The organism is Acidimicrobiales bacterium (assembly GCA_034521975.1).
In the GTDB taxonomy this organism is placed as follows: domain Bacteria; phylum Actinomycetota; class Acidimicrobiia; order Acidimicrobiales; family SKKL01; genus SKKL01.
On record JAXHLR010000006.1, the window covers coordinates 67,845 to 94,030 of the forward strand.

Genomic DNA, 26,186 nt, shown 5'->3' on the forward strand with positions numbered 1-26,186 from the left:
GTTGTTCGACCTACGCCGCTCGGTCCGGGCGCGGGTGGGCCCCGGCCGCGAGACCGGGGCCCACCCCCTCGAACTGCCTCCCCTCAGATCAGCAGCTGTCGACCTCGGTCCAGGAGTTGGTTCCGGTCTGCTGCAGCGAACTGAACGAGAACGAGCTGTTCCAGCCCAGGTAGTCGCCGGAGCCACGGGCATAGACAAAGCCCCAGATCGACACGGCACGGTCGTTGTCGACATGAGCCGCGTTGCTCGACGTGATGCAGACCAAGCCGTCGTCGCCGTCGTCGTCGCCGTCGTCGCCGTCGTCGCCATCGTCACCGCCGGTTCCCCAACCGGTGTCGCAGTTGTCGCGGACGTCGCTGAACGAGGCGCCGAAGCCACCCGCGGTCGGGGCCTCGTCGCCGCACAGGAACGTGTTGTAGCGGGAGTCGTCGTCGACCCAGCGCTTGAACCACGACACGCTCACCGCCGAGATGTCGGCGTTGGTGATGTTGGGAGCGCCGTGACCCGCTCCGTCGAGCTCGACATACATCTTCGGAGTGGAGTCGGGCAAGCCCTCATAGAACGGGATCGAGTGCGAGCTCACCGAAGCGATCGAGTCGTTCTCGGCGCCGACGATGAGCTGCGGGACGGTGATGCTCGACCAGGTCTTGGTCGTGTGCCAGGCCGTCAGCGGGACCGAGGCCTCCAGCGAGGGACGGTCGTCGGAGGCCGCCAGCGAACCGCCGCCTCCCATGGAGTGGCCCGACACCGCCATGCGGCTGCTGTCGAGACGGGCCTGCACCGCAGAGGGAGGCGAGCTCGAGCTCAACCAGTCGGCGGCCGCCAGCAGCTGGTCGCCACGGCTGTTGGGGAAGTCGAACGCGCTGTTGGTGTCGATCACCAGCACCACGAACCCGTGCGACGCCAGGCGCCGGCCGTACCAGCTCAGAGTCGACGAGCCAGCGGTGTAGCCCGGCGACGCCACGATCCCGCCGAAGGTCTCGCTGGTGCCGGTCGGGTAGTAGACGGTGCCTCCACCGAACCCGCTGACGAACGACGACACGCCGCTCGTCGAGACCGAGTACGGTCCCGAGCTCTCGATCGACGACGAGGTGGGATCGGGTCCCCGTTCGTAGGGATTGGTCTGGGCCTCCACCGCCGACGGCGCGAAGAACAGGCTCGCCGCCAGCAGGGTGAGGGTCACGAGAAGCGCCGAACGCCTCCGGTGTTGAGTGGTCATCGAGTGGTTCCCCTTCGCTTGGCTGTACTGGTGCCCACACGGGCAGGTCGGGAAGGTCCCGAGCTCGGGGCGCGACGAGCCAGCACCCCCGCGCGTCGCGTCGGCGACACCCGGGCGGCACGACTCGCTGGCCCCCACCGCCGACCGAGGAGGATCGCTCCTCCACAGCCAACGTGACGCGACGGTAACACGACGAGGCGTTGGTGACAAGAGGCACTGTTGACCGGCTTCTACTGACACCATGGCGTCAACAAGGTGGCCCGGGACGGCCCCCGACCGTCAGGGCTCCTTCGGGTGAGGGATGGTCACCCTGACGGTGGTGCCCCGACCCGGCGCCGTGGCGATGTCGAGCGTGCCACCGATCCGCGCGATGTTGGTCTTGACCACGTCCATGCCGACGCCGCGACCCGAGAGGCTGGTGACCTGCGAGGTGGTGGTCAGGCCGGGCAGGAAGACGAGCTTGACCAGCTCCTGTGGGGTCATGCTCTCGCCCTGTGAGCGAGTGATGCTCCCCCGCTCGATCGCTTCGTCACGAATCCGGCGCGCATCGATGCCCCTCCCATCGTCGGCGATCTCGATGACCACCTGCCCAGTTTCGTGGTAAGCCCGCAACCAGAGTCGACCCTCGATCGGCTTTCCGGCGGCTGCTCGGGCGGACCGGTCCTCGATGCCATGGTCCACCGCGTTGCGCACCAGGTGCGCGAGGGGATCCTTGATCGCCTCGACGACCGCCTTGTCGACCTCGACGTCGGCTCCGTCCATCTCGACCCGGACCTCCTTGGAAAGCGAGCGGGCGAGGTCCCGCACCACACGGGGGAACCGCTTCCAGAGGACCCCGATGGGCTGCATCCTGGCGCTCATCACCTTCTGTCCCAGCTCGGAGCCGATCCGCTCGAGCCGCTCCACCGGATCGGCGAGCCCTTGTCGAGCACTGTCGGGCCCGAGACGTCTCAGGTCCTCGCTCACCGACCCCAGCTCGCCGACGAGCCCCAGGAGCTCGTCGAGCAACCGAACGTCGACCCGGACCGTGGATGCGGCGGAGGCGACCCCTCGGACCTCGCTCTGGGCGTGCAAGGCGGCCTCGACGGTGGCGTCGTCGATCACGCCGAGGGCAACAAGGATCTCCCCGAGCGGCCGCCGGTCGCCGAGCGCCTGTTCGGTGACGGCAAGCTCGACGGCCTCCGCGCTGACCAGGCCCTGCTCGACGAGCAGATCGCCGAGACGTACCGGACGGCTCGGAGGTGGACCATCCTGCAACCGGATCAGCTCCGCGATGAGCTCCTCGTGGTCCCCGGCTTCGTCGTCGGATCCGGTGGCCGCGATCACGAGCAGGATGTCTCGCATCGCGTCGACCGTGGACAGCAGTGCTGCGGTGACCTCATCGGTCACCGCGAGGTGCTCGTCGCGTAGCAGGCTCAACAGGTTCTCCGCCGCGTGACCAACCGACCCGAGCAGGTCGTAGCCGAAGAAGCCACACGTTCCCTTGATGCTGTGCACCGCCCGGAAGATCGAACCGAGCAACTCGGTCGAGGGACGCTCCTCCAGCGCGAGCAGATCGAGATCGAGTCGATCGAGGCTGTCGTGGGCCTCGGCGAGGAACTCCTGCACCACCTCGTCGACGAGTCCATCGTCCATGTCGGTCACACTGATCGGTCTCCGGTGTCGTCCTTGACACGGCGCTGGGGTCGGGCCGCACTCGATCAGTGGGCGCGATCGGCACCGGACCGGGCGGGATGAGCCTTCACCGGCACGGGTGACCGAACCGCGGTCACGGCACCTAGTGTCACGGTGTCGAGACCCACTGGAGGAGCGCACCGATGACCCGCATGCCCGCTGTCTGTCTGACCGCTGTCCCCGGCAAGAAGCAACGAGCCATCGAGGTGGCCCAGGAGGTCGAGCACCGAGGGTTCAGCGGGATCTACGCCGCCAGCTTCGGCGATGCCATGGGCCTCTGCCAGGCACTGGCCCAGGCGACCTCCACGATCGAGCTCGCCACCGCCATCCAACCGATCTACATGCGAGTCCCCTCCGAGCTGGCCACCCACGCCGGCACCATCCACGAGCTCTCCGGCGGACGGTTCCGCCTCGGTCTGGGCGTGAGCCACGAGCCTGCTCTGGCCCGCATGGGCATCGAGACCGGCACCCCGCTGGCGGACATGCGCAGCTACGTCGAGGGACTCAGGGCCGCCGAACGCCAAGCGGGCGAGCTGCCACCGATCGTGCTCGCCACCCTGCGGGACAAGATGCTCGACCTGGCGGTCGAGATCGCCGACGGGGCGATGTGGGCAAACGGGTCGCTCAGCCACATGGCCCACTCCCTGGCCCGCATCCCCACCGAGCGACGCGACGCCGGCTTCTTCGTCGCCAACCTGGTGCCGACCGTGATCGACGACGACATCGACGCGGCCCGGGCCGTGAACCGACAGACCATGTGGATGTACCTGCGACTACCGAACTACCGCAACTACTGGAAGGCGGCCGGCTACGTCGAGGAGATGGAAGCCATCGAGGCTGCCCTCGAACAGCGCGACCGCGACGCCGTCTTTGCTCTCATGTCCGACCGCTGGCTCGACGACTGCACCATCTCGGGTCCCGCGGCACAGGTGCGCGAACGGGTCGAGGCGTGGTTCGACGCGGGCGTCACCACCCCGGTGCTGGTGCCGTCGTCGACCACGGGCGGCCAGTTCGTGGCCTTCGAAGAGGTGCTCGCGGCCTACTCCTGACGCGGACGCTTGGTTCAGTCGTAGACGGCGGCGATCCACCAGCTGCCGCCTTCGAGCACCAGCAGCCGAGCGGCGCCATCGTCGGTCACCATCTGGAACCGGGCCCGCCGTCGGCGCGACCCAGGGTCCCACCAGCGCTCGTCGACCGGCCACGGCCCCGCCCACGCCACGATCTCGGCCGGTGCGCCGCCGACCACCACCTGTCGGGGCGCCGCAGTGGGCGTGCCCCGTCCATCGACCCCCACCCGGCGGCCGTGGTGGTCGAGCACCTCGACCCGAACGGCTTCGGCCAACACGGTCGACGGCGACGGTGACGGCAACCGCCCCGGCCATGGAGCCACGGCGCCGGTGGGGTCACCGACAGCGCCGACCGCGCGTCGCTCGGTCAGCTCGACCGCCTCGACGGGCACCAGCATCACCTGACTCGACGGATCGCGACCGCCGCGCAACTCGGGGACCACCACCGCACCGGAGCCCAACGTCGCCTGCAACCGGGCGAGGGCGCGCGCCGCCCGTTCGGTGGCCGCCGACTGCCCTCCCCAGAACCCGAGCTGGCGACCCGATGCCGCCCGGACCTCGTCGGGCAGCAAGGCCAGACGGGCGATGCCGCCGGTGGGGCGGGTGACCGCGGATCCCGACAACCAGCCATCGAGCTGCCACCGGACCCGGTCGGCGATCGCGCCGGGCGACAAGGTTCCTTCGTGACGCCACTGGCGCTCGAGCCGCTCGCCGTGCTCGGTCTCGGCGGCGATGGTCAGCATCGAACACCCGAGGCCCACGGCGTCGAGCCGCTCGTGCAACCGATCGGCCAGCGCCTTGGCCACGAACGCCGCCTGGTCGACCCGCTCGGCCGGCGGATCGAGCTCGGTTGCGACCTCGATGTTCGGTGGGACGGGCCGAGCGTCGGGCGGTCGGGGATCGAGCCCGGAGGCCAACCGGTGCGCGTGATCGCCGGATGGACCGAACCGGGCGGCCACGTCGGCACGGGGCAGGGCGGCGAAGCGGCCGAGGGTGCCGATGCCCAGACGTTCGAGGACATCGACCAGCTCGGGCGCGTCGAGGGTCGAGATCGGCAAGCCAGCGAGGAAGTCGGGGGTCTCACCCGTCGCGATCAACCGGTGAGCGGGGTCGCGGCGACGGGCGGCCAGCGCGGCGGCGAAGGGACCGTCGGCGGTGCCGACCCGCACGTCGATCCGCCGACCGTCGTCTGAGTCGAACGCCGCAGCTGCAGTTGCCTCGACCAGCGCCATCATCGCTGCGTCGCCCCCGTGGTAGCGCGAAGGCCCCCGGGTGGCGAACGCGCACAGGCCGGGGCGGGTGACCTCGATGAGTGGGGTGACCGTCTCGATCGCGGCGACCACCGGTTCGAACGTCCGGGCATCGCGGGCCGGATCGTGGTCGAACAGAACCAGATCGGGACAGCGGGCCTGGGCCTCGCGGCGCCGCTGTCCTCGCCGCACCCCCTCGGCTCGAGCTGGCGGTGATGTGGCGACGAGCCGGTTGGCGTGCACCACCCCCACCGGCTGATCCGACGGGGCCCCCGTGGCGACGACCGGCCAGTCGGGGCACCACACGACCGTGGTACGCACCGATGGCGGAGCCATCACCCCACCGGACGCAGACGGGCCGGCCCCGCGTCGGTGCCGGCAGGAGGTTCGGAACGGACATGGGGTTCGGACCGGGCGGTGGGATGGTCGAAGGTGGCGACGCCCCCGTCCGGGCCCGGCAACCAGAGCTCGACCGAGCGGGAGCGGGCCGCCTCACGCCGCCCGGTGGCGGTGACCCGGACCCGGCGGGCCTGCAGATGGCCGTGACCGGCACCGAGACCCTCCCAGCGACCGTGGCCGGCGGTGAGCACGACGTCGGGAGCTTCGGGCCAACCGGCCGCCACCGGCATCAGGACCGCTCCCCGTTCGCGAGCCCTGGCCGCCAGACGGCGAGCATCGGTGGGCCGGACCCGGGCGGGGCCGAACAGCACCACGTCGACCGAGTCGACCAGCGCCGCGACCGTGGCCGCCCAGGTGCCGGGCCGGGGCTCGACCAGCGCCGTGCGGTCGAGCGCCACCCCCAGCTCGGACGCGGCGACCAGGCCCACCGACGGCATCCCCACCATCACCACCCACGAGCCCAGCCCGGATGACTCGGCGGCCACCGCCAAGGCCAACGACGTGGCCACGTCACCATCGACGGCCACGATGCTGCCCCGACCCAGCCCACCGGCGGCGAACAGCGGCTCGAGGGGGGCCAGCACGGGAAGGAGCTGACGGGTGGCCATGGTGACCGGGCGGAACCGCTCGTCGAGCGACCGCAACGCTGCTCGGGCCTGGGCCCCCTCGGCGACTGCCATGCCACAGTATCGAACAGATGTTCGATACTGTGCAAGCGTCAGGTGACCAGCACCACCACGGCGACCAGCGTCGCGACGAGGGCCACCACCACCATCACCGCAGCGAGGACCAGCCCCAGCGTCAGGGCGAGCCCCGATCGGACCTCGACATCGGCGAACCGTCGCCGGAGGCGAGCGCCCCGTTGTCGCATCGCCTCGTATCGACCTCAGCCCTCGGAGGAAGCCGACTCGGGGATCTCGACCTCGACCCCTGGCCGGTAGTAGATGTAGAGCTGCTCGACGATCTCGCGCAGTCCATCGAGGTCGGCGCCGTCCTCGAGCTCGAGGGTGATCATGTTGGCGTAGATGTGGATCGCCGAGACCCCGCCGTGCTCGAACAGGGCGCGAGCCAGGATGTCCGGTGGCCGGTCGTCCTCGACGGGGATCCTGGCGAGGTAGCGCTCGTGTCCCATCCCGGTGAGGCTGCGGTTGATCTCGAACCGCACCGTGCCTGGCCGGGAGGAGCTGGTCGTGACGGCGGTGATCGGCTGACCCATGGTGGCCGGATCGTAGCGGGCCGGTCCTGGTTCCGACTAACCCACCCGGGATGGAGGAGCGACCGGCCAGGTCCGCCGCAGCCCCCATGCCGCGATGCCGGCCACGACCAGGGAACCGATCATCAGCGCGGTGTGCACCAGCTTGAACCCCACATCGTGGTTGGGGTCGAGCAGGATCCCCACCCCTCGGATGGTCCACACGATGACGGTCCACCCGCACAGCAGCGTGGTGGCGGACACGCCCCAGCTCGACAGACCGGGACCCACCCGCCAGCCTCCGCGCTCCCAACGAGCGGACTCACGCCAGTTGGGGCGACGCCGACCCGCCCAGCAGGCGGCCAGGACGAGGGCACCGGCGGTGATGAACGACACGGCCAACGCCAAGCGGATCCCTCGAGCGGCGCCGGTCAGGGTCTCGTCGCCCACGATGTTGCGGATCCGACCGGTCCACATCGCCACGCTGAGCACGCCCAAGGCGACGACGGGCCAGGTGCGGTGCCACCAGCCCGGTACCGGAGGCGATGACGCGAGCGACATGACCGGACGGTATCGCCCCCGCCCCGCCGGGTGGTAGTCGAGGTGTCAGGGGTCGAACAGCGAGCCCTGGGGGTCGGGGGCGACGTAGCGCGGCACCCCGGTCCAGGGCATGTGGTCCATGAACACCCAGCTGCGTCGGTGGATCGAGGTGGGGCCGTAGCCGGCGAGGGCCAGCTTGTGGCGAGGGCACGGGTAGCCCTTGTTGGCCTCGAAGTCGAAGCCAGGGAACTCGACCGCCTGGGCCCGCATCATCCGGTCGCGGGTGACCTTGGCCAGGATCGACGCCGAGGCGATGGAGAGGCAGGTGGCGTCGCCCTTCACGATCTTGCGGGTGTTGCCACCGCCGATGAAGTCCCAGTTGCCGTCGATGAGCACCTGATCGGGTGTGACACCGAGTCCCTCGATCGCCCGCCGCGCCGCCAATCGCTGCGCCTCGGACATCCCGAGCTCGTCGCACTCGTCGTGGGTGGCGTGGCCGACCGACCAGGCCACACACCAACCGGCGATGCGGTCGAACAGCGCCTCACGCTCGGGTTCGGTGAGCATCTTGGAGTCCCTCACCTTGTACACCCGCCGGTCGCCGGGCACGACCGCGGCACCGACGGTGAGGGGACCGGCCCACGCGCCCCGCCCGACCTCGTCGACACCGACCACCACCCGGTGGCCCTCGGCCCACAGCTCGCGCTCGACCATCAGGGTGGGTCCCGTGGTCTTGAGTGCCCGCCGCAGGCGTGGCGCGGTGGTCGTGGCGTTCACCGGTCGCGGGCCTCGGGTTCGACGGTCGCGATGGTGTCGAGCTCGTCGGCATCGGGATCGGCGGAGAGGAAGGCGTCGAGCATCTCGGCCGCGACCTCCTCAGAGGTGAGCCGCAGGCCCATGGCCAACACGTTGGCGTCGTTCCACCGGCGGGCACCCCTCGCGGTCTCGGCGTCGGTGCACAGCGCGGCCCGCACACCGGCAACCTTGTTGGCCGCGATCGACACACCGGTGCCGGTCCAACAGCAGACGACCCCGCGATCGGCGCGTCCGTCGGCCACCGCCTCGCCGACGCGGCGACCCACCTCGGGCCACGGATCGTCCTCTGCGATCACGGTCACGTCGTGGCCGGCGGCGACGAGGCGCTGGGTGATCGCCGCGGTGAGCGAGGTGGTTTCGTCGGTTCCGAACGCGATCTGCATCTCGGCACCCGAGCCTACGCTGGGTCCATGACCCGTCGCGTGACAGTCGTGCCCCACACTCACTGGGACCGCGAGTGGTATCGCCCGTTCCAGTCGTTCCGGGCCGATCTGGTGGCGCTGCTCGACGAGCTCCTCCCCCGCCTCGACGCCGACCCCTCGGCCGGTCACTTCATGCTCGACGGTCAGATGGCGGTCGTCGACGACTACCTCGAGATCCGTCCCGAAGCCGAACCCCTCATGCGCCGACTGGCCGCCTCGGGTCGGCTGGGGGTGGGGCCCTGGTACATCCTCATGGACGAGTTCCTCGTGTCGGGCGAGACCATCGTGCGCAACCTCGAGATGGGCCTCGACCGCGCCGCGACCTTCGGTGGCGCCATGCGGGTCGGCTACCTGCCCGACATGTTCGGCCACATCGCCCAGATGCCCCAGATCCTCACCCAGTTCGGCTTCTCCGACGCCGTCGTGTGGCGCGGCGTCCCGACCGCGATCGACCAGAGCCCCTTCTGGTGGCGAGCTCCCGACGGATCGACGGTGAAGGCCGAGTACCTGCCGAGGGGATATGGCAACGGAGCCCGTCTTCCCGACGACGCCAAGGACCTCGTCGAACGCATCCGGGAGTTCGACCGCGCCCAGACCCGCTTCGTCGGCGACGGCCCCATCCTCTGGATGAACGGCACCGACCATCAGGTCCCGGCCTCGCACCTCGGGCGTCTGGTCGCCGAGGCCAACGACCAACAGGACGACTACGAACTGGTGGTCGGGTCGCTGCCCGAGCACCTGGCCCTCACCTCGGCCGATGGCGCCCCCACCTGGACCGGCGAGCTGCGATCCGGCTCGCGGGCGAACCTGTTGATGGGGGTGGCCTCCAATCGCACCGACGTCCGACAGGCTACCGCCAGGGCGGAGCGGTCGGTGGAGCGTCTCGCCGAACCGCTGGCCACCATGGCCGCGGTGGCGGGGTACGAGTGGCCCTCCACGTTCCTCGGCCTGGCGTGGCGCAACCTGGTGCTCGACTCCGCCCACGACTCGGTGTGCGCCTGCTCGGTCGACGAGGTGTGCGACGCGGTGCTGGTCCGCTACGCGGAGGCGAACCGCATCGCCGAGGCGGTGGCCGGCCAGGCCTTGGAGGCGGTGGCGTCGAGCCTCGCCGAACCGGCGACGATCGTCGCCAACACCTCGGGCCGCACTCGCGGGGGCCTGATCGAGCTGGAACTGCCGGGCAACGGTACCGACGACAGCCTGCAGCTGCTGTCCGAACGCCCGGAGCGGGAGTTGATCCACACCGTCGCCCGCAGCGACGCGCCCACGGTGGTCGAGCGCGAACTGCACATCCACCTCGGTGTCCAGGGTGTCGAGATCGACACCAGCGACGATTCCTCGGTCGACGTGACCATCCACGCCGACCCTGCCCACCGTCGCCAGCCGACCTTCGGGTGGGTCGTCACCGAGCTGCGGTCGATGGTCGACCACGCCCCCGACGGCGCAGTGCGGGTGTGGCTTCGGCGGCCACCCACCCGGAAGGTGCTCGCCCGGGTTGGCGACGTACCCGGCCTGGGATGGACGGCCTGGACACCAGGTCTGCTCGACGTCGACCCCGTCCAGGTACTGCCGGCCGCTCGGCCCAACCGTGAAGAGTTGAGCACCGCCAAGGTTGGAAACTCTTCACAGAATCCCGCGGTGGCAGCCCTCGGGCTCGCCAATGGACTGGTCACCGTCGAGGTCGATCCTGACGACGGCACCTTCTCGGTCAACGGCCACGGCGGACTGGGGAGATTGGTCGACGACGGGGACGAGGGCGACACCTACAACCACTCTCCCCCGTCGCACCAGCAGGTCATCGACACGCCCGACTCGGTGCAGGTCGCAGTGACCGAATCGGGACCGCTCCGTGGTCGCGTGCAGGTCACCTGCAACTACACCTGGCCCGAGGAGGTCGTCGACGGGGTCCGGGTCGGGTCGGTGCCGGTCGAGGTGTCCACCACCCTCGAGCTACGGGCAGGCGAGTCGCTGGTTCGGGTCACGACCGCTCTCGACAACCGCTGCCGCGATCATCGGCTGCGGGTGCACCTCCCCCTGGTCGAGCCGGCCGAGGGCTCCGAGGCCGAGTGCGCCTTCGGGGTCGTCACCCGTGGCCTCGTCGCCGAAGGCGGCGAGACCGAGACGGCGCTGGCCACCTTCCCGTCCCGGCGGTTCGTGCGGGCGGGCGGGATCACCGTCGCCCACGAGGGTCTGACCGAGTACGAACTGGTCGACATCGAGGGCGAGACGGCCCGGACCCTGGCCGTCACCTTGCTGCGCTGCACCGGGTGGCTGTCCCGAGGGCCCATGGCCTACCGACCCCAGCCCGCTGGGCCCGTGCTCGAAGCACCCGGAGCTCAGATGTCGGGCCGCCAGGAGATGCGGTGGGCGGTCCAGGTCGCCCATCCCGGCGATGCGGCTCCCGATCCCTACGCCATGGTCGACGACGCGTTCCTCCCGCTGTTGGTCACCCGCGGCGACGGCGGCGGCACGTCGCCGCTGCACCACCAGCTGGTCGATGTGCAAGGCGCCGAAGCTTCCGCGGTGCTCGGTCGTGGCGCTCGGGTCGAGGTGCGCGTGTTCAACCCGTCAGCCGAACCGACCGAGGTCGCGGTACCGCACCGGTCCGGGTGGGTGTGCGACCTTTCGGGGAGAGCGATCGAACGCTTCGACCAGCGCCTCCGACTACCACCCTGGCGCATCGCCACCCTGTCACTCGACAGGCACTGATCAGGCGAAGGACTCACCCTCGGTGGGCCCGGTCCCGGCTTGGGGCGGGGCGGGTTCACCGTCGCCGTCGCCATCCACGAGGTGAACGGGGGCTGCGAGCAACGCCTCGCCCCGACGCTCGCTCGAGCTCCACGACGGGTCGAGCCCCGGGATGGTGAGTTCCACCGCGTCCACACCCGGGTGGGGTTCGAGCTCCCACAGGAGTGCGGGGCGTTCGCCGTGCCAACGGATGGCAAAGGACACGGTCCCGAGCGCGGTGCGGAGCCCGTGCACCTCGACCGGGGCGCCGAGCCAGGACTCGGGCCACACCGCGCACAGCACCAGACCGGCTCCATCGGCGGTTTCGTGGACGAGCAGGTCGAGCACCAGATCGACCAGTGACGCGGCCGCCGCGGCCGAGCACCCGTCGCCTCCGCAGCCGGTGCCCAGCCGCGGATGCAGTCGCTGCGACCACGAGCGCGTCGGGCCACCGGTGCGCACGAACCAGTCGATGCGATCGAGCGCCGACACCTCGCCACGACGCAGCTCGGCGCGGCCCACGAGTGCGGTCAGTTCGGGCGAGAGGCCGGTCGCACCGGTCAACCGGGCGACACCTCCGTCGTGGATCGCACGGTCGCGCACCCAGTCCAGCACCGAACCGACCAGCGGGTGCGACGCATCGAGCACCCCGAGCGGCGCGACGAGCGCGAGGACGTCCACCAGCTCGGCATCCACCCGCGCGGTGGTGTCGACCACCGCGTCGAGCTCGGCCCGAGCCGTCGAGGCCAGCGCGTCGAGCGCCTCGGCCGCGTCGGGCTGGCTGGCACGCACCGCCGAGCCGGCGTCGACGATCCCCCGTAGGCGCCAGCCCAGATCGACCAGCGGCGCGGGCGCACTCCGGCCCCGGCGCAAGAGTCCACCACGCCGCGCGTGGTGGTGGCCGCCCGCCGCGAGCGGTCCGGCCATCTCGGCCATGAGGACATCGTCGCGCCCGATCCGCCAGTGTCGCCCGGCGGCGGACAGGGCCGCGCTGGTGGCATCGGAGGAGGGATCGGCACCACCGAGGCGTCCGCCGCCCCGCTGGCCGTGCGGCAAGGTGGCCACGACGCGCCGCGTCTGGTCGTGGAGTCCGAGTCGATCGAGCGCGCCGACGAGCGCCGCCGTCTCGGTGGTGGGTTCGCTGCCGGTCAGGGCTCGTCCTGCCGCCGAGAGTGACAGCTGTGCCGTCGCCGCCGACAGTGACGCGCTCCACTCGGGGTCCGGCACCTCGACGCGGGTGTGCTGGCCCAGATGCGTTGCCCACCCGCGAGCCACGGCATCGGGTGGCGGCACCGCTTCGGGTCGCTGGTCGTGGTCACCGGGAGCGAGGGGGATGAGCACCCGCAGGGTGGCGGTGTGGGCGAGCGGATAGATCAGCGCGGCGGTGGCGAACCCAGCCGTGCACTCGACCGTGCCGTGGCTCGCGCCGACGGCCTCCCCGGCAAGGACGGTGTCGGCGGCATCGCCGTCGGCGAGCGACGACCATGCCGTGCGAGCCGCAGGCTTCGGGAGCCACAGGACCTTCCGGCCGTCGATGTCCAGCCCGGCGTCGGTGACCTCGATGCGATCGATCCGGCCCGCGCCGTCGGGTCCGTAGGGCCGGACGGCGAGGGCGAGGGCCACCGGCAGACGGCTCGCGTTCTCGAGCTCGACCGCCAGCGCATCGCCGGCGCTGGAGTCGCGGAACGCCCAGACCCGCTGGATGAGATCGCCACCGGGGATGCGCATGGCCGTCTCGACCACGGGCGCATCACCGATCAACCCCTGTCGCACCGCGGGCTCACGTGACGGTAGGTGCCAGCGGTCGTCGGCGCCCACCCACCAGTCGAGCGACCAGCCCTGCTCGCCCGGGGTGACCAGGCCCCGGGGATCGACCGTGGCGATGACGGTCCCGTCGAGCACACCGACCGGTGCACGGTCTCGACAGGTGGTGTTCACCACGCCCCCTGCCGCTGGGGCCGGCTCGAAGGCGGGGCTGGCCGGGTCGGCCTGGCGCTCCAACCAGTGGGGCAGCACCCAGCTGCCCCACCGCTCGGCGAGCACCCTGGTGCGGGCGGGATCGGGTGGTGCGGTTCGCGACATCGGACCGGCGATGCTACCTGCCGGGACGAGGAGTCCCGGCCGAGCCAAAGCCGGTCAGCGATAGAGCTCGGGGCGCTGGTCGCGAGACAGGAGGTGACGGTACGCGTCGACCGCGGTGCACCGGCCCGCGCACACGGCGGCGACCTGGCGCGCGATCGGCATCTCCACCTGGTGCTCCTCGGCCAGCTCGACCGCCACCGGCGCCGCCTTGACCCCTTCGGCCACCATGTCCATGTCAGCGATGACGTCATCGATCTTGCGCCCTGCGCCGAGCTGCTCGCCGACGTAGCGGTTGCGGGACTGGGGACTGATGCAGGTGGCGATCAGGTCACCCATGCCGGCCAGACCCGCGAAGGTCATGGGATCACCACCCATGGCCAGCCCCAGTCGGGTCAGCTCGGCCAGGCCCCGGGTGATCACCGCGGCCCTCGTGTTGTCACCCGCGCCGAGCCCATCGGCCATCCCCGAGGCGATGGCGATGACGTTCTTGAGGGCGCCGCCGATCTCGGAGCCGATGACATCGGGGTTTGTGTAGACGCGAAACCGCTCGCCCGCGAAGAGCTGTTGGAGCTCGGCCGCCACCGTGAGATCCGACATGGCGATCACCGACGCCGCGGCGTGACCGGCCAGGATCTCCTTGGCCAGGTTCGGACCCGTGAGCACACCGACCGGGTGTCCGGGCAACACCTCTCCCACCACCTGGGTCATCCGTAGTCGGCTGCGCTGTTCCAGTCCCTTGGTGAGGCTCAACACCGGCACCCAGGGACGGAGGTGCTCGGCCACCGCCTCGATGGTGTCGCGAAAGCCGTGGGAGGGCACTCCCATCACCAGCACGTCCGCGCCGCTGATCGCCTCCGACATCGAGGAGGTCGCCCGGAGCTCGGGGTGCAGATCGAACCCGGGCAGGTAGCGGCGGTTGGTGTGCTCCTGGTTGATCTCGTCGGCCACCGCGGCGGTCCGCGCCCACAGCACCGTGGCCGCGTTGGACGCCGCGAGGTGCGCAACGGTGGTCCCCCAAGAGCCTGCGCCGACGACGGCGACACGGATCCCCATGCCACGACTGTACGCTCGGCTGCCATGTCCGCGCGGTGTGGAGTGCTCGTACCGGTGAAGGCCTTCGCCGAAGCCAAGGTCCGGCTCGCCCCCGCACTCGACCCCCAGAGCAGGGCCACTCTCGCCAGAGAGATGGCGGGGGTGGTGTTGGCCGCGGCGGCGCCGCTGCCGGTCGCAGTGGTGTGTGACGACCCTGGTGTCGCCGACTGGGCCCGGATCCACGGTGCCGAGGTGTTCTGGCGGCCCGAGCGTGGGCTCAACGCGGCGGTTGCCGACGGGGTGGAGCGTTTCGCCCAACGTGGATACGACCGGGTGATCGTCGCCCACGGCGACCTCCCCCTCGCCGAGCACCTGGGATGGGTGGCCGAGTTCGACGGCATCACCATCGTCCCCGACCGCCGCGACGACGGCACCAACGTCATCTGCGTCCCCGCGACCGCGGGCTTCGAGTTCCAGTACGGCGCCGGTTCGTTCCGCCGTCATCTCGTCGAGGCCGAACAGCTCGCCATCGCGGTTCGAGTGGTCCGCGAACGACGGCTCGGATGGGACATCGACCATCCCGCAGACCTCGACCTGCCAGCCGACCTCATCGCCCCGAAGGCCACCCCGTGACCACCGACGACACCGGCACACCGCGACGCGCCCTGGCCATCGGCGCCCACCCCGACGACGTCGAGTTCCAGTGCGGCGCGACACTCGCCAAGTGGGCCGCGGCCGGATGCGAGGTCTCGCATCTGATCTGCACCGACGGCTCGAAGGGCTCGTGGGATCCCGACGACGATCTCGACGCGCTCGTCGCGCTCCGCCAGCGCGAGCAGCGGGCGGCCGCGGCGAGCCTCGGTGGTACCGGCGAGGTGGTGTTCCTCGGCCGGGTCGACGGCGAGCTCGACAACACCCGGCCGTTGCAGGCCGAGGTCGCCGCGTGGATCCGCCGGCTGCAGCCCGACGTGGTGCTCGGCCACGACCCCTGGAAGCGCTACCGCCTCCACCCCGACCACCGCGCCGCCGGGTTCCTCACCATCGACGCGGTGGTCGCTGCACGCGACCCCCACTTCTTCGCCGACCAGGGCCTCGGCCACCACCGGCCCGACGCGCTGCTGCTGTTCGAGGCCGACCAACCCGACCACCACGAGGATGTCACCGGCTTCGCCGGAGCGAAGCTCGCGGCCCTGGAGTGCCACCAGAGCCAGTTCCGCACGACGATGTACATCGAGCCCGACGACGACGGCACCCAACGCCAGGCCTTCCGCGACCGGATCACCGACGAGCTGGCGACCGTCGGCAAGTCGATCGGCGTCGCCCACGCCGAGCGGTTCAAGCGGATCGCCCCGCTGTGAGGGTGCACCGGTGAGCGACACGCCCGCGCTGCCCGACGGCACCTACGACGCCTTCGTCGTCGATGCCGACGACGATGCCGACAGCGCCGACCGGATGCACCTGTCGGTCACGATCCTGGCCGGTGAGCACAAGGGTGAGGTCGTCGAGCTCACGGCCAGGGGTCTGGCGGGGACCAGCATCGACCTCATCGGCATGCCGGCCACCCTCACCGTCACCGGTGGCTCACCGTCGCTGCGGGTCGACGAGCCCTGATCCCTCCAGTGCCAGAGATGTGACCTCCGGCCCCTTGCCGAGCCGGGCATCACCTGTGAACCTACGGTTCATGAAACGACTCAGCGGGCTGGACGCGACGTTTCTCTACCTCGAGACGCCCACCTGTCACATGCACGTGTGCGGACTCGCGGTGTACGACCCTTCGGAGGCGCCCGGAGGATGGTCGTTCGAGAAGGTGAAGGAGGTGTACAAGTCTCGACTCCACCTCGCTCCACCGTTCCGGCAACGGATCGTCGAGGTGCCCCTCGGCCTGCACCATCCGCTGTGGATCGAGGACCCCGACTTCGACATCGATCAGCACATGCACCAGGTGGCCGCCCCCGCGCCGGGCGGGCCTCGCGAACTCGCCGAGCTGGCGGCGCACCTCGTCACCATCCAGCTCGACCGGTCGCGGCCACTGTGGGAGATGTGGATCATCGACGGACTCGAGCACGGACACGTCGCCGTGCTGTCGAAGCTGCACCACGCCACCATCGACGGCGAGTCGGGTACCGAGCTCACCGTCGCGACCCTTGACCTCACTCCGGAGATCGCGATCCACGACCCCGAGACCGAGTGGGTCCCCGACCACATCCCCAACGAGGTCGAGCTGCTGGGGTACGCCACCAACTCACTGGTGCGTCAACCGGCGAGGGTCGCCAAGTCGCTCCAGCGATCGCTCAACGCGGGGCTCGACGTCCGTCGACGCAACCGGCGACCCGAGGCCCACCCTCCGCCCGCCCCCTTCGCGGCGCCTCGCACCTCGTTCAACCGAGCCCTCACCCGAAACCGCAGCTTCGCTCCGGTGACCTTGTCGCTCAGCGAGGCCAAGCAGGTCAAGCGCGCGTTCGGCACCACGCTCAACGACGTCATCCTCGTGTTGTGTTCGGGGGCCCTGCGCCACTACCTGCTCGAGCAGGACGAGGAACCCGACGCGCCGCTGGTCGCCATGGTGCCCATCTCGGTCCGCACTCCTGAACAGAACGGCGAGATGGGAAACCAGGTCACCTCGGCCCTCGCCTCGCTCGCGACCGACCTCGACGATCCCGCCGAGCGCCTGCGAGCCATCGCGGCGGGCACCCGCGAGGTCAAGTCCCAACAGGAGGTCATTGGGGCGACCACCCTGCAGGACTGGGCCGAGTTCGCCGCCCCGGCGGTGTTCGCTCGGGCCGCCCGTCTGTACTCCCGCACCAGGATGGCCGACCGTCACCGTCCCATCTTCAACCTGACCATCTCCAACGTGCCGGGACCCCCGTTCCCGCTCTATCTGGCGGGTGCCCGGATGGTGCACAACTATCCCCATGGGTCCCATCTACGACGGCGGTGGGCTCAACATCACCGTCATGAGCTACCTCGACAACCTCGACTTCGGGGTGGTCGCCTGTCCCGAGCTGGTCGACGACGTGTGGATCATCGCCGACGGGCTCCGGACCAGCCTCGATGAACTGCTCGCGCTGGTGCCCGAACCCGAGCCCGAGCCCGACACCATCAACCTCGACACCCAACCAGAGCACAGCCAGAGCTGACCTGTCGGCGCCATCCGCGTCCTGGCACCTCGGATGCGCTTTGATGGTGGAACGCCGGTTTCACCTCTGGAGTGTGCTGTGACTGATCTCCTCCCTCGCTCGTCGGACTCGGACGCGGAGGAGGTGACCAACCCGGTACGGACCTGCGTGGTGCTCGACACCTCGGCGCTCATCGCCGATCCCGAGTGCCTCTTCTCGTTCCCCGACGCCGACGCGGTGATCCCGCTGGTGGTCATCGAGGAGCTCGACCAGCACAAGACCCGCCTCGATGACGTCGGCCGCGCCGCCAGAGCCGTGATCCGCACCATCGAGGACCTGCGGGTCGGAAACGCCGGCGACATACGCCACCCGGTGACCGTCCCTGGTGGGGGCACGATCCGGATCGAGACCAACGGGTTGCACCTCGACCGCATCTCCGATCAGGGCCTCGACGCCGCCAAGGCCGACAACCGCATCCTGGCCGCGGCGCTCGGACAGGCCGAGCACCACCCGGTGCGGGTGATCTCCAACGATGCCGCCCTGCGGATCAAGGCCGCACAGCTCGGCCTCGACGCCAGCGAGCATCAACGGCTGAGGGGCCGGCCCGAGCGGGACCGCCCCCACGGCTGGACCACCCTCGAAGTCAGCCCCGAGACCATCAACCAGGTGTTCGCTGCGCCCGACGGCGTCGCCACGACCGACCTCGCGATGGGGGGACAGCTCGCGGTCGACCTGTTGCCCAACCAGTTCGGTGTCCTGCGTTCGGGCAGCCAGTCCGCGTTGGTGCGTCGCCGCGAGGACCAGATCGTCGCCTTGTCCCGTCCGGTCGAGGCCTGGGGGCTTCGCCCCCGCTCCAAGGAGCAGCAGTTCGCCCTCGACCTGCTCCTCGACCCTGCCGTTCGCATCGTCGCCCTCGACGGCATGGCGGGCACGGGAAAGACGCTGCTCGCGCTGGCCGCCGGCCTCGAACAGGTGATGGAGCGGTCGCGCTATGACAAGGTGGCGGTCTACCGCCCGGTGGTGCCGGTGGGCCGCGCCGAGCTCGGCTTCCTGCCCGGGGGCCTGGAGGAGAAGCTCGACCCGTGGATGACCGCCGTCACCGACGCGCTGGTCGCGCTCACCGAACGCCGCAGCCACGCCGATGCCCGCAACCTGCTCGAGGAGATGACCGACCGCGACAAGCTCTCGCTCGAGGCGGTGACCTATCTGCGCGGCCGGTCGCTGCAGGGCACCTACGTGGTCGTCGACGAAGCCCAGAACCTCGAACCCCCGACGCTCAAGACCATCCTCACCCGGGTCAGCGAGGGCACCAAGGTGGTGTTCACCGGCGACACCAGCCAGATCGACGCCCCGTATCTCTCCGAGCACAACAACGCGGTAGCGGTGCTGATCGACGCGTTCGGGGGCGAAGAGGTGTTCGGCCATGTCCGCCTCACCCACTGCGAGCGCAGTGAGGTGGCCAACCTGGCGGCTCTGCGGCTGTGACATCGGCCACGACCATCACCCACCTGGCCACATGGGGTCCCTAGCGTCGTGGGTGAGATGACGCGACGTACGCCGATCTACGGGCTGGACATCGAGACCGACACCACGGTCGATGGTCTCGACCCGGCGGTGGCCCGCATCCTCACCGTCGCCGTGTCCTCCGACGAGGTCGACGAGTTGTTCACCGGTGCCGAACCGGACCTGCTCGCCGAGCTCGATGCCAGGCTCGCCAGCCTCACTCCGGGGGTGATCGCCACCTGGAACGGGGCTGCGTTCGACCTCCCCTTCATCGCCGACCGTGCGGCGATGCACGACACGCCGCTGGGGTTGCGCCTCGAGCACGATCCCTCGATCATCGTCCGGGGCCGCAACCTTCCCGGGCACAGGGGCGCCTACCGGGCCGCCTGGCACCACCACTCCCATCTCGACGCGTTCCGCGTCTATCGCGGCGATGTCGGCCCTGCGCTGCGGATCTCGTGCGGGCTCAAGTCGATCGCCCGCTTCGTCGGCCTGCCCGTGGTCGAGGTGGACCGCGAACAGATCCACGGCCTGAGCCAGGAGGCGTTGCACGCCTACGCGTCCAGCGATGCCCGACTGGCCCGGGTCCTCACCGAGCGACGATGGGCCTCGGCGCGTCGCGCCGTCGACCGCCATCCACTCAGCCCGACACCTGCGGTCGATCACACCCGTCGCCTCGAGGCCATGCAGGCCGCGACCGGCGGTGAGGCCTCATCGGCGTTGCCCCGCGTCGAGGTCGGCGGAGAGCGCGGGGCCCGACAGGACGAACCACCGCGGACAGGACCCATCGCCGACGCCGGCTGAGCCGGCCCAGCGACGGCGACCGACGCCGTGGCACCGCAACGGGGCGGCGCCACGGCGTCGGTCAGGGTGCCACGTTGGAGAACACCACGGTGCCGCTGGCGGCGAACATGCCCCCCGCCCCGTGGGCGATCGAGATCTCGGCGCCCTCGACCTGGGCCGGAGCGATCCCCCGCAGCTGGCGGACCGATTCCTGGAGCGCGTACATGCCGTACATGCCCGAGTGCATGTAGGACAGGCCGCCTCCGTTGGTGTTGAGCGGCAGGGAACCGCCGATGGCGGTGTTGCGCTCGGCGATGAAGGCGGGGGCCTCGCCCCGGCCGACGAAGCCCAGGTCCTCGAGCCCGTAGATGGGCAGGTGGGCGAAGGCGTCATAGATCATTAGATGGTCGACGTCGGCGTGGGTGATGCCGGCCTCCTCGAACGCGCTCGAGCCGGCCACCCGGAACGCTCGCGAGGTGGTGAAGTCCTCCATCTGCGAGACCATCTGGGTCTCGACGCTCTCACCGGTACCCAGGACATAGACCGGCTTCTGGGGGAAGTCCTTGGCCCGATCGGCCGAGGTGAGGATCAGCGCGCCACCGCCGTCGGTCACCAGACAGCACAACAACTTGGTGAAGGGCCAGGCGATCATGCGGGAACCGAGCACGTCCTCGACGGTGACGGGTTCGCGCTGGGACGCCCGGGGGTTGAGTGCCGCCCACTCGCGCTGGATGACCGCCACGTTGGCCAGGTCGATCTCGCTGGCCCCGTAGGTCTTGGCATAGCGGAGCCAGGGGATGGTGAACAGCGTCGGGGGTCCCATCGGCCCGTAGGGCATCTCGAACTGGCCGTTGAGGCTGGCACGCGCCATCGACCCACCGCCCACCCCCACCCGCGACCGGCCGCTCTCGCCGTGGGTGATGAGGATCGTGGAGGCCAGCCCTTCGTCGATGGCGGCGGCCGCGTGGCGGACGTGGACCATGAACGAGCATCCGCCCACCGCGGTGCCGTCGACCCACGTGGGCACGATCCCGAGGTACTGGGCCAGCGCGGCCGGCGACTCGCCGGCGGTGGCGATTCCGTCGATGTCGACGGCGGTCAACCCGGCGTCGGCCATGGCGTTGAGGGCGCCATCGGCATGAAGGCCGATCTGGGACAGCCCGGGGATCCTGCCCATCTCTGTGGTCTCGGCGGCGCCGACGACCGCGACGGTCTTGGGAGTCATGGCGACACCTCGACGGGACGAAACAACGGGAGGGAGATCTCGTCGCTGACGGATTCGAACGTGACCTCGAGCTCCATGTCGAGATCGAGGGCGTCTGGGGTCTGGTCGCATCCGACGATGTTGGTCATCATGCGAGGCCCCTCGGCGAGCTCGACCACGGCGATGGAGTAGGGAGCGGTGAACCCCGGAGCGTCGCGCTGGTGGATCACGTAGCTGTAGAGCGTGGCTCGGCCGCTGGCGGCGAACACCTCGACCGACCGACTCGAGCACGTGGGGCAGAACGGCCGCGGCGGGAAGTAGGCGTGCTCGCAGTCGGAGCAGCGCTGCAGGCGGAGCTCGCCGGCTCGGGTTCCGTCCCAGAAGTGCTGGGTCTCGGGGGTCGGTTGCGGCAGTGGACGATCGGGGGGCACAACTGATCCTTCGGAGCGGAAACTGGGGGTCAGGAGCTCGGGAACCGTATGGCGTACACCAGCGAGCCGGTGACCGCCAACTCGGCGTCATCGGCTCGCACCTCGGCTCGGCAGAACACCGTCGACCGCCCCCGCCGCTCGACCCATCCCTCGGCCACCGCGTCCTGCTCACGGATCGCCGAGAGATAGTTGAGGTTCATCGAGATGGTGAGCTGCACCGGTCGGATCTCGTACACGGCGGCCACCGCGGGCACCACCACCGTGTCGACCAGGGTGGCCAACGCCCCGCCGTGGATGACTCCGGCAGGTTGGTTCAACTCCGGCCGGTACCGCAGACGCAACCGGCAGTAGTCGGTGCGGATCTCCTCGCGCTCGATCCCGATCCAGGTCGGGAAGAGGGTCTGGTCGGGCCAGGCCAGGAAATTGTCCCACGCGGCCAGGCGTTCGGGCGGCAGTGGTTCGAACCGGTGGGCGTTGGGCGCGGTGGCGGTGGACTCAGCGGACACGGGGGGCGAGGTTACCCGCGCCCGACAGCGGATCGGTCCGCCTCGTAGCGAGACGGGCGACGAGGTGTGACCACACATCGGGAGCCAACAGCTCGGACAGCTCGACGGTGACCTCGAGCGGGTCGGCGAAGGCTCCCAGGCACACCCGTGCGAACATGCCCTCGTCCATCCACCGGGCGAGCTCGGGATCGACCTCGAGCTCGGGCCACGAGCCGTCGCCGCACTGCCACCGGAGATCGGTCCAGGTCGCGGGCAGTCGCGGACGCAGGGCATCGACCGTGGAGCGGTCGACGTGGGCGGTGCCGACCGCCGCCTGCAACACCCGGTGCAGCCAGAGGTTGTCGGAGACGGTGTGCACGGGAGCCAGGGGAGCCGGGGTCGCCAGCCCCAGAGACCGGCGCAGGACGTCGAGCAGCCGGCCGACACCGGCCTCGGGGGAGGTGGTCTCGGACACGACCTGGACCAGCGGCTCGTCGTCATTGACCCGCAGGGCGCTGGCGACGGTCCCGTCGCGGCTGCACAACACCGCCGTGGACGCACGCCCGAGGCGTTCGCCGGGAGCGAGGCGTCGGTCGGGATCGCCGAGCGAGCGGGCGGTGCCTCGGACCACGAACCCGGCAGCGTCGAAGTCGTCGGGCACGGTGGCACCGAGCAGGGCGTCGTAGACATCGCGATCGGCGATCGGCGCGAGGGCGAGCTCGAAGGCGTCGGTGTCGAGCCCCCGAACCTTCACCAACGAGGCTCGAGGGTCGGGTGAGCGGTGGTGCGCCGCCTCGAGTACCTCGGCCAGGTTGAACAACCGGCGGGCGGACGAGCCCTCTGGCAGCGGAGTCGATGATGTTGGCACGGGTGGCCTCCCGGGTGGAGCTCGGTCGGGGAGGCGACCTGACTGCCATGCGGAGGTCGCGCGCCGCAGCGGCCATCATCGCAGGCCGGTGTGACATCGAGCTCGGGGCCCGCGACGAGCAGCGCCACACGTGGAAGACTCGCGACATGCCCGATGCACCCCCCAGCCCGCCCCACACCATCCTCGTGGGCCTCGACGGCTCGGACATGAGCCATCGAGCCGCGGCCTACGCAGCCATGCTCGCCAACGCCTTCGGTTCCGATGTGGTCGCGGCGCACGCGGTCGGTCTCCTCAGCGTCATCGACGGTGAGTCGGTACCCAGCGACCAGGTCCGGGACCGCATCGAAGAGGCCTGCAGCTCGTGGTGTGCACCGTTGAGCGCGGCCGGCGTCACCTACCGCACGGTGCTCGATGACGGCCCCCCGGGGCTGGTGCTGCTGCGGCTGATCGAGCGCACCGGCGCGGGCATGGCGGTCATGGGCACTCGGGGCATCGGCTCAGCCGAGGGTGTGGTGCTGGGTTCGACGAGCTACCACCTGGTGCAGCACTCCCCGGTCCCGGTGCTCGTCACCCACTGATCGGGCGGCGGCTGGGCGAAGATCGACTCAGCCCGAGTCGGGGCGGCGGTGCCGCCGCTCGTCGAGACGTGCGGCGAAGGCCGCGGCCTCGGTGCGACGGTCCATGCCCAGCTTCATCAACAGGTTCGAGACGTAGTTCTTCACCGTCTTCTCGGCCAGGTGCACCTGCTCGGCGATCTGGCGGTTGGTGAGACCCTCGCCGATCAGCTCGAAGATGCGCAGCTCCTGCTCGGTGAGCTGGGCGGTCCGCTCGTCCTCGACCACGCCGGTGCGGATTCGCTCGAGCACCTTCTGGGTGAGCGTCGGATCGAGCAACGACTGACCGGCGGCGACCGACTGGATCGCTTCGATGAGGTCGTTGCCCTTGACCTGCTTGAGGAGGTACCCGGCAGCACCGGCCATGATCGCCTCGAACAGCGCTTCGTCGTCGGAGTAGGAGGTCAGCATGAGACAGGCGATCTCGGGGTGCTTCGACCGCACCTCCCTGCACACCTCCACCCCGTCGCCGTCGGGAAGCCGGACATCGAGCACCGCGACCTCCGGACGCGTGGCCGGGATCCGGCTCAGTGCCTCCTCGGCCGTTCCCGCCTCGCCCACCACCTCGAACTGCCCCGAGGCCTCGAGCAGCTCACGAAGCCCTCGGCGAACGATCTCGTGGTCGTCGAGCAGGAACACACGTGTTGAGGCCATGCCCTCAGTCTGGCTCAGCGCCGACCGCCACGGGTACATCCCACACCAGCACGGTGCCCGATTGGACACCGGGACGCAGCTCGCAGGTGCCGCCGAGCTGTTCGGCACGCTGGGCCATGTTCACCAGACCGTGACCGGAGTTGGCCGAACGGGCTCCCTCCGCCGAAGTGCGGACCCCCACCCCGTCGTCGGCGACCTCGAGGACGAGACGTTCGGCGCTCCCGGACACGGTGACCTCGACCTGGGCTGCCTCGGCGTGGCGGGCGACGTTTGCCAGCGCCTCTCGAAGGGTCGGAAGGAGGTGCTCGACCACCTCACCGGTGACCGTGGCATCGATCGGGCCGACGAAGTGAACCCTCGGTTCGAACCCCAACACCGCGGTCGCCTCACGGACCACCTCCAGCACCTGGGCCCGGAGTCCGCTGCGGAACGCACCACCCTGGAGCCCGAAGATGGCGGTTCGGATGTCGCGGATGGTGGTGTCGAGGTCGTCGACGACGCCGCGGAGACGGTCGGCGGCATCGGGGTCGCCAACCCGACCAGCCAGCGCCTGGGCCGACATGCCGGTGGCGAACAGGCGCTGGATGACGGTGTCGTGGAGCTCGCGGGCGATGCGCTCACGGTCCTCGAGCAGCTGGACCGCTTCGTGCGCCTCCCGCAGACGGTGCTCGGACTCGAGCCGTTCGCTGATGTCTCGGACCAGCGCCACGACCGTGGGTTCGAGCCCCCTTCCCAGGTCGGGGCACTGCACCACCACCTCGACCGGGACCCACTGCCCGTCGCGGCGACGATGGCGGGTCGTGAGGCTCCGCGAACCGACCCGGTGGTCGAGAAGTGGAGCGAGGATGGCCCGCAGCGCCTCCTCGTCGTAGTCGACCATGAGATCGATGGGACCCATCTCCACGAGCTCGGCGCGGGTGTAGCCGACCTGCTCGATGGCCCCCTGATTGACATAGGTGAACCGGAGGTCGTCGGGACCGAACATGAACACGCCGTCGCTGATCGCATCGAGGCTCTGCTGGATGCGTCGGGCATGAGCTTGCGACGCGAGCCGCTCGGTCACGTCGCGCACCGCGGCGACGACCAGCAGTCCGCCGGCGCTCTGCAACGGGCTGAGGCTGATCTCCACCGGGAACTCGCTGCGGTCGGCCCGGCGGGCGCTGAGCTCGAGCCCCACCCCCATGGGACGCGCATGAGGGCTGGCGTGATAGGCGTCGCGGTCAGCCTCGTGGCGCTCGCGATGGCGCGTGGGCACCAGCTCCTCCACCAGGGTGCCGACGAGCGTGCCGGGCTCGTAGCCGAACATGGCGTGGGCGACCGAGTTGGCCAGCACGATCGTGCCGGACTCGTCGACGATGACGATGCCGTCGGGCGAGGAGTCGAACAACGCCGACGCCAGCGGGTCGGAGAGGTCGACCTCCTGGGACTCCATGGCTGCATCGTAGGCACGACACCTCCCCTCGCCGACAGCTGGGGTGAGCGGTGCCGAGGCGCTGCACGTGCCACGATGGCGGCGCATGAACGTCGAGACCGCAAACCTGTTCTTCGCCTTCCTGAGCCTGGCCGCCCTCGCCCTCGCCGTGGCCATCCCCATCGGAGTGCTCGCGGCTCGTCGCCGACCCGACAGCTCGGTGGCCGTGTTGCTCGACGACCTCCGACCGGTGGCGCTGTGGCTGGCCTTCTCCATCGCCGCGATCTCGACCCTCGGCAGCCTCTACTACTCCGAGGTCCAGGACTACACGCCGTGTCTGCTGTGCTGGTACCAGCGGATCGCCATGTACCCGCTGGCGGTCATCCTCGGCATCGCCGCGTTCCGTGACGACCATCTGATCAAGTTCTACGCACTCCCGGTGGCCGCGGTCGGTGCCGCCGTCTCGACCTACCACTACCAGCTCGAGCTGTTCCCCGATCAGGGGTCGGGGGTGTGCGCGGTCGACGTGCCCTGCACCGTGCGGTGGTTCGAGGTGTTCGGCTTCATCTCCTTGGCGTTCATGGCCCTGACGGGCTTCCTCGCCATCATCGCCCTACTATCGATCGCGCGGCCCCGGCCGCTCGACGAGCCTCTCGACGAGGCTGCCGCCGCCAGTTCCGGACCGGCGGCGGTCTGA

General features: G+C 70.3%; 27 protein-coding genes and 1 pseudogene. 11 read left to right on the forward strand and 17 right to left on the reverse strand.

The features are described 5' to 3' along the window. Nucleotides 1-88 precede the first annotated feature (88 nt). Nucleotides 89-1,219, reverse strand: coding sequence for a hypothetical protein (locus U5K29_09600; GenBank protein MDZ7678795.1), 1,131 nt, complete (start codon nt 1,217-1,219; stop codon nt 89-91). 279 nt (nt 1,220-1,498) lie between these two features. Next, nucleotides 1,499-2,854: an ATP-binding protein gene (locus U5K29_09605; protein MDZ7678796.1), complete on the reverse strand. Its 1,356-nt coding sequence runs from the start codon at nt 2,852-2,854 to the stop codon at nt 1,499-1,501. Between the two features lie 182 nt (nt 2,855-3,036). On the opposite strand from U5K29_09605, the gene U5K29_09610 reads away from it, so the two are divergent. Beyond that, nucleotides 3,037-3,942: an LLM class flavin-dependent oxidoreductase gene (locus U5K29_09610; protein MDZ7678797.1), complete on the forward strand. Its 906-nt coding sequence runs from the start codon at nt 3,037-3,039 to the stop codon at nt 3,940-3,942. A 14-nt stretch (nt 3,943-3,956) separates the two neighbouring features. Here the strand turns inward: U5K29_09610 and U5K29_09615 are convergent, their stop codons facing one another. From U5K29_09615 to U5K29_09645, 7 genes are read right to left on the reverse strand one after another with little or no spacing between them, the layout of a single operon-like run. Further along, nucleotides 3,957-5,531 (reverse strand): DNA polymerase Y family protein, encoded by a 1,575-nt coding sequence (locus U5K29_09615; GenBank protein ID MDZ7678798.1) that lies wholly within the window; start codon nt 5,529-5,531, stop codon nt 3,957-3,959. Between the two features lie 14 nt (nt 5,532-5,545). After that, a complete protein-coding gene (locus tag U5K29_09620; GenBank protein ID MDZ7678799.1) occupies nt 5,546-6,289 on the reverse strand; it encodes a hypothetical protein in 744 nt (247 codons plus the stop codon). 38 nt (nt 6,290-6,327) lie between these two features. Further along, nucleotides 6,328-6,480, reverse strand: a complete 153-nt coding sequence (locus tag U5K29_09625) for a hypothetical protein (GenBank protein MDZ7678800.1) — start codon at nt 6,478-6,480, stop codon at nt 6,328-6,330. 15 nt (nt 6,481-6,495) lie between these two features. Beyond that, the gene (locus U5K29_09630) at nt 6,496-6,825 is read right to left on the reverse strand and encodes a hypothetical protein (protein MDZ7678801.1); all 330 of its coding nucleotides are present in this window, start codon (nt 6,823-6,825) and stop codon (nt 6,496-6,498) included. Nucleotides 6,826-6,861: 36 nt separating this feature from the next. Next, nucleotides 6,862-7,362, reverse strand: a complete 501-nt coding sequence (locus U5K29_09635) for a hypothetical protein (protein MDZ7678802.1) — start codon at nt 7,360-7,362, stop codon at nt 6,862-6,864. A gap of 45 nt (nt 7,363-7,407) precedes the next feature. Beyond that, nucleotides 7,408-8,118 carry a ribonuclease HII gene (locus U5K29_09640; protein ID MDZ7678803.1) on the reverse strand — a complete coding sequence of 237 codons (711 nt, stop codon included), beginning with the start codon at nt 8,116-8,118 and terminating at the stop codon, nt 7,408-7,410. Continuing rightward, the gene (locus U5K29_09645) at nt 8,115-8,540 is read right to left on the reverse strand and encodes an RpiB/LacA/LacB family sugar-phosphate isomerase (protein MDZ7678804.1); all 426 of its coding nucleotides are present in this window, start codon (nt 8,538-8,540) and stop codon (nt 8,115-8,117) included. The genes U5K29_09640 and U5K29_09645 overlap by 4 nt, the downstream gene beginning before the upstream one ends. A gap of 27 nt (nt 8,541-8,567) precedes the next feature. Between U5K29_09645 and U5K29_09650 the strand changes: the two genes are divergently transcribed. Then, nucleotides 8,568-11,288 (forward strand): glycoside hydrolase family 38 C-terminal domain-containing protein, encoded by a 2,721-nt coding sequence (locus U5K29_09650; GenBank protein MDZ7678805.1) that lies wholly within the window; start codon nt 8,568-8,570, stop codon nt 11,286-11,288. On the opposite strand, the gene U5K29_09655 is transcribed toward U5K29_09650, so the two are convergent. Then, complete coding sequence (locus tag U5K29_09655; protein MDZ7678806.1) at nt 11,289-13,388, reverse strand: hypothetical protein; 2,100 nt, start codon at nt 13,386-13,388, stop codon at nt 11,289-11,291. 54 nt (nt 13,389-13,442) lie between these two features. Further along, nucleotides 13,443-14,441, reverse strand: a complete 999-nt coding sequence (locus tag U5K29_09660) for an NAD(P)H-dependent glycerol-3-phosphate dehydrogenase (protein ID MDZ7678807.1) — start codon at nt 14,439-14,441, stop codon at nt 13,443-13,445. A 24-nt stretch (nt 14,442-14,465) separates the two neighbouring features. On the opposite strand from U5K29_09660, the gene cofC reads away from it, so the two are divergent. The 7 genes and pseudogenes from cofC to U5K29_09695 all read left to right on the forward strand — a co-directional run bounded on the left by cofC (nt 14,466) and on the right by U5K29_09695 (nt 19,843). Continuing rightward, entirely contained in the window at nt 14,466-15,053 is a 588-nt protein-coding gene (gene cofC / locus U5K29_09665) for a 2-phospho-L-lactate guanylyltransferase (protein ID MDZ7678808.1), read from the forward strand. Further along, nucleotides 15,050-15,778: a PIG-L deacetylase family protein gene (locus U5K29_09670; protein ID MDZ7678809.1), complete on the forward strand. Its 729-nt coding sequence runs from the start codon at nt 15,050-15,052 to the stop codon at nt 15,776-15,778. Before cofC ends, U5K29_09670 begins: the two co-directional genes overlap by 4 nt. A 10-nt stretch (nt 15,779-15,788) precedes the next feature. Then, the gene (locus tag U5K29_09675; GenBank protein ID MDZ7678810.1) at nt 15,789-16,031 is read left to right on the forward strand and encodes a hypothetical protein; all 243 of its coding nucleotides are present in this window, start codon (nt 15,789-15,791) and stop codon (nt 16,029-16,031) included. Between the two features lie 70 nt (nt 16,032-16,101). After that, nucleotides 16,102-17,325: pseudogene (locus U5K29_09680) on the forward strand (wax ester/triacylglycerol synthase family O-acyltransferase). A gap of 49 nt (nt 17,326-17,374) precedes the next feature. Further along, nucleotides 17,375-17,557: a WS/DGAT domain-containing protein gene (locus U5K29_09685; protein ID MDZ7678811.1), complete on the forward strand. Its 183-nt coding sequence runs from the start codon at nt 17,375-17,377 to the stop codon at nt 17,555-17,557. Nucleotides 17,558-17,680: 123 nt separating this feature from the next. After that, nucleotides 17,681-19,021, forward strand: coding sequence for a PhoH family protein (locus U5K29_09690; protein MDZ7678812.1), 1,341 nt, complete (start codon nt 17,681-17,683; stop codon nt 19,019-19,021). Between the two features lie 57 nt (nt 19,022-19,078). After that, nucleotides 19,079-19,843, forward strand: a complete 765-nt coding sequence (locus tag U5K29_09695) for a 3'-5' exonuclease (protein ID MDZ7678813.1) — start codon at nt 19,079-19,081, stop codon at nt 19,841-19,843. Between the two features lie 61 nt (nt 19,844-19,904). Here the strand turns inward: U5K29_09695 and U5K29_09700 are convergent, their stop codons facing one another. From U5K29_09700 to U5K29_09715, 4 genes are read right to left on the reverse strand one after another with little or no spacing between them, the layout of a single operon-like run. Next, nucleotides 19,905-21,047 (reverse strand): hypothetical protein, encoded by a 1,143-nt coding sequence (locus U5K29_09700; protein MDZ7678814.1) that lies wholly within the window; start codon nt 21,045-21,047, stop codon nt 19,905-19,907. Further along, nucleotides 21,044-21,457, reverse strand: coding sequence for a Zn-ribbon domain-containing OB-fold protein (locus U5K29_09705; GenBank protein ID MDZ7678815.1), 414 nt, complete (start codon nt 21,455-21,457; stop codon nt 21,044-21,046). The genes U5K29_09700 and U5K29_09705 overlap by 4 nt, the downstream gene beginning before the upstream one ends. 29 nt (nt 21,458-21,486) lie before the next feature. Further along, the gene (locus U5K29_09710) at nt 21,487-21,963 is read right to left on the reverse strand and encodes a PaaI family thioesterase (GenBank protein ID MDZ7678816.1); all 477 of its coding nucleotides are present in this window, start codon (nt 21,961-21,963) and stop codon (nt 21,487-21,489) included. Continuing rightward, a complete protein-coding gene (locus U5K29_09715) occupies nt 21,953-22,810 on the reverse strand; it encodes a hypothetical protein (GenBank protein ID MDZ7678817.1) in 858 nt (285 codons plus the stop codon). Before U5K29_09715 ends, U5K29_09710 begins: the two co-directional genes overlap by 11 nt. A 47-nt stretch (nt 22,811-22,857) precedes the next feature. On the opposite strand from U5K29_09715, the gene U5K29_09720 reads away from it, so the two are divergent. Continuing rightward, nucleotides 22,858-23,388 (forward strand): universal stress protein, encoded by a 531-nt coding sequence (locus U5K29_09720; protein MDZ7678818.1) that lies wholly within the window; start codon nt 22,858-22,860, stop codon nt 23,386-23,388. Between the two features lie 27 nt (nt 23,389-23,415). Here the strand turns inward: U5K29_09720 and U5K29_09725 are convergent, their stop codons facing one another. Together U5K29_09725 and U5K29_09730 are read right to left on the reverse strand one after the other, a co-directional pair. After that, the gene (locus U5K29_09725) at nt 23,416-24,078 is read right to left on the reverse strand and encodes a response regulator transcription factor (protein MDZ7678819.1); all 663 of its coding nucleotides are present in this window, start codon (nt 24,076-24,078) and stop codon (nt 23,416-23,418) included. 4 nt (nt 24,079-24,082) lie between these two features. Next, nucleotides 24,083-25,510, reverse strand: coding sequence for a PAS domain-containing sensor histidine kinase (locus tag U5K29_09730; GenBank protein ID MDZ7678820.1), 1,428 nt, complete (start codon nt 25,508-25,510; stop codon nt 24,083-24,085). An 85-nt stretch (nt 25,511-25,595) separates the two neighbouring features. Here U5K29_09730 and U5K29_09735 point away from each other — a divergent pair, with 85 nt between their 5' ends. Beyond that, on the forward strand, nt 25,596-26,186 hold the full coding sequence (locus U5K29_09735; protein ID MDZ7678821.1) for a disulfide bond formation protein B: 591 nt from the start codon (nt 25,596-25,598) through the stop codon (nt 26,184-26,186).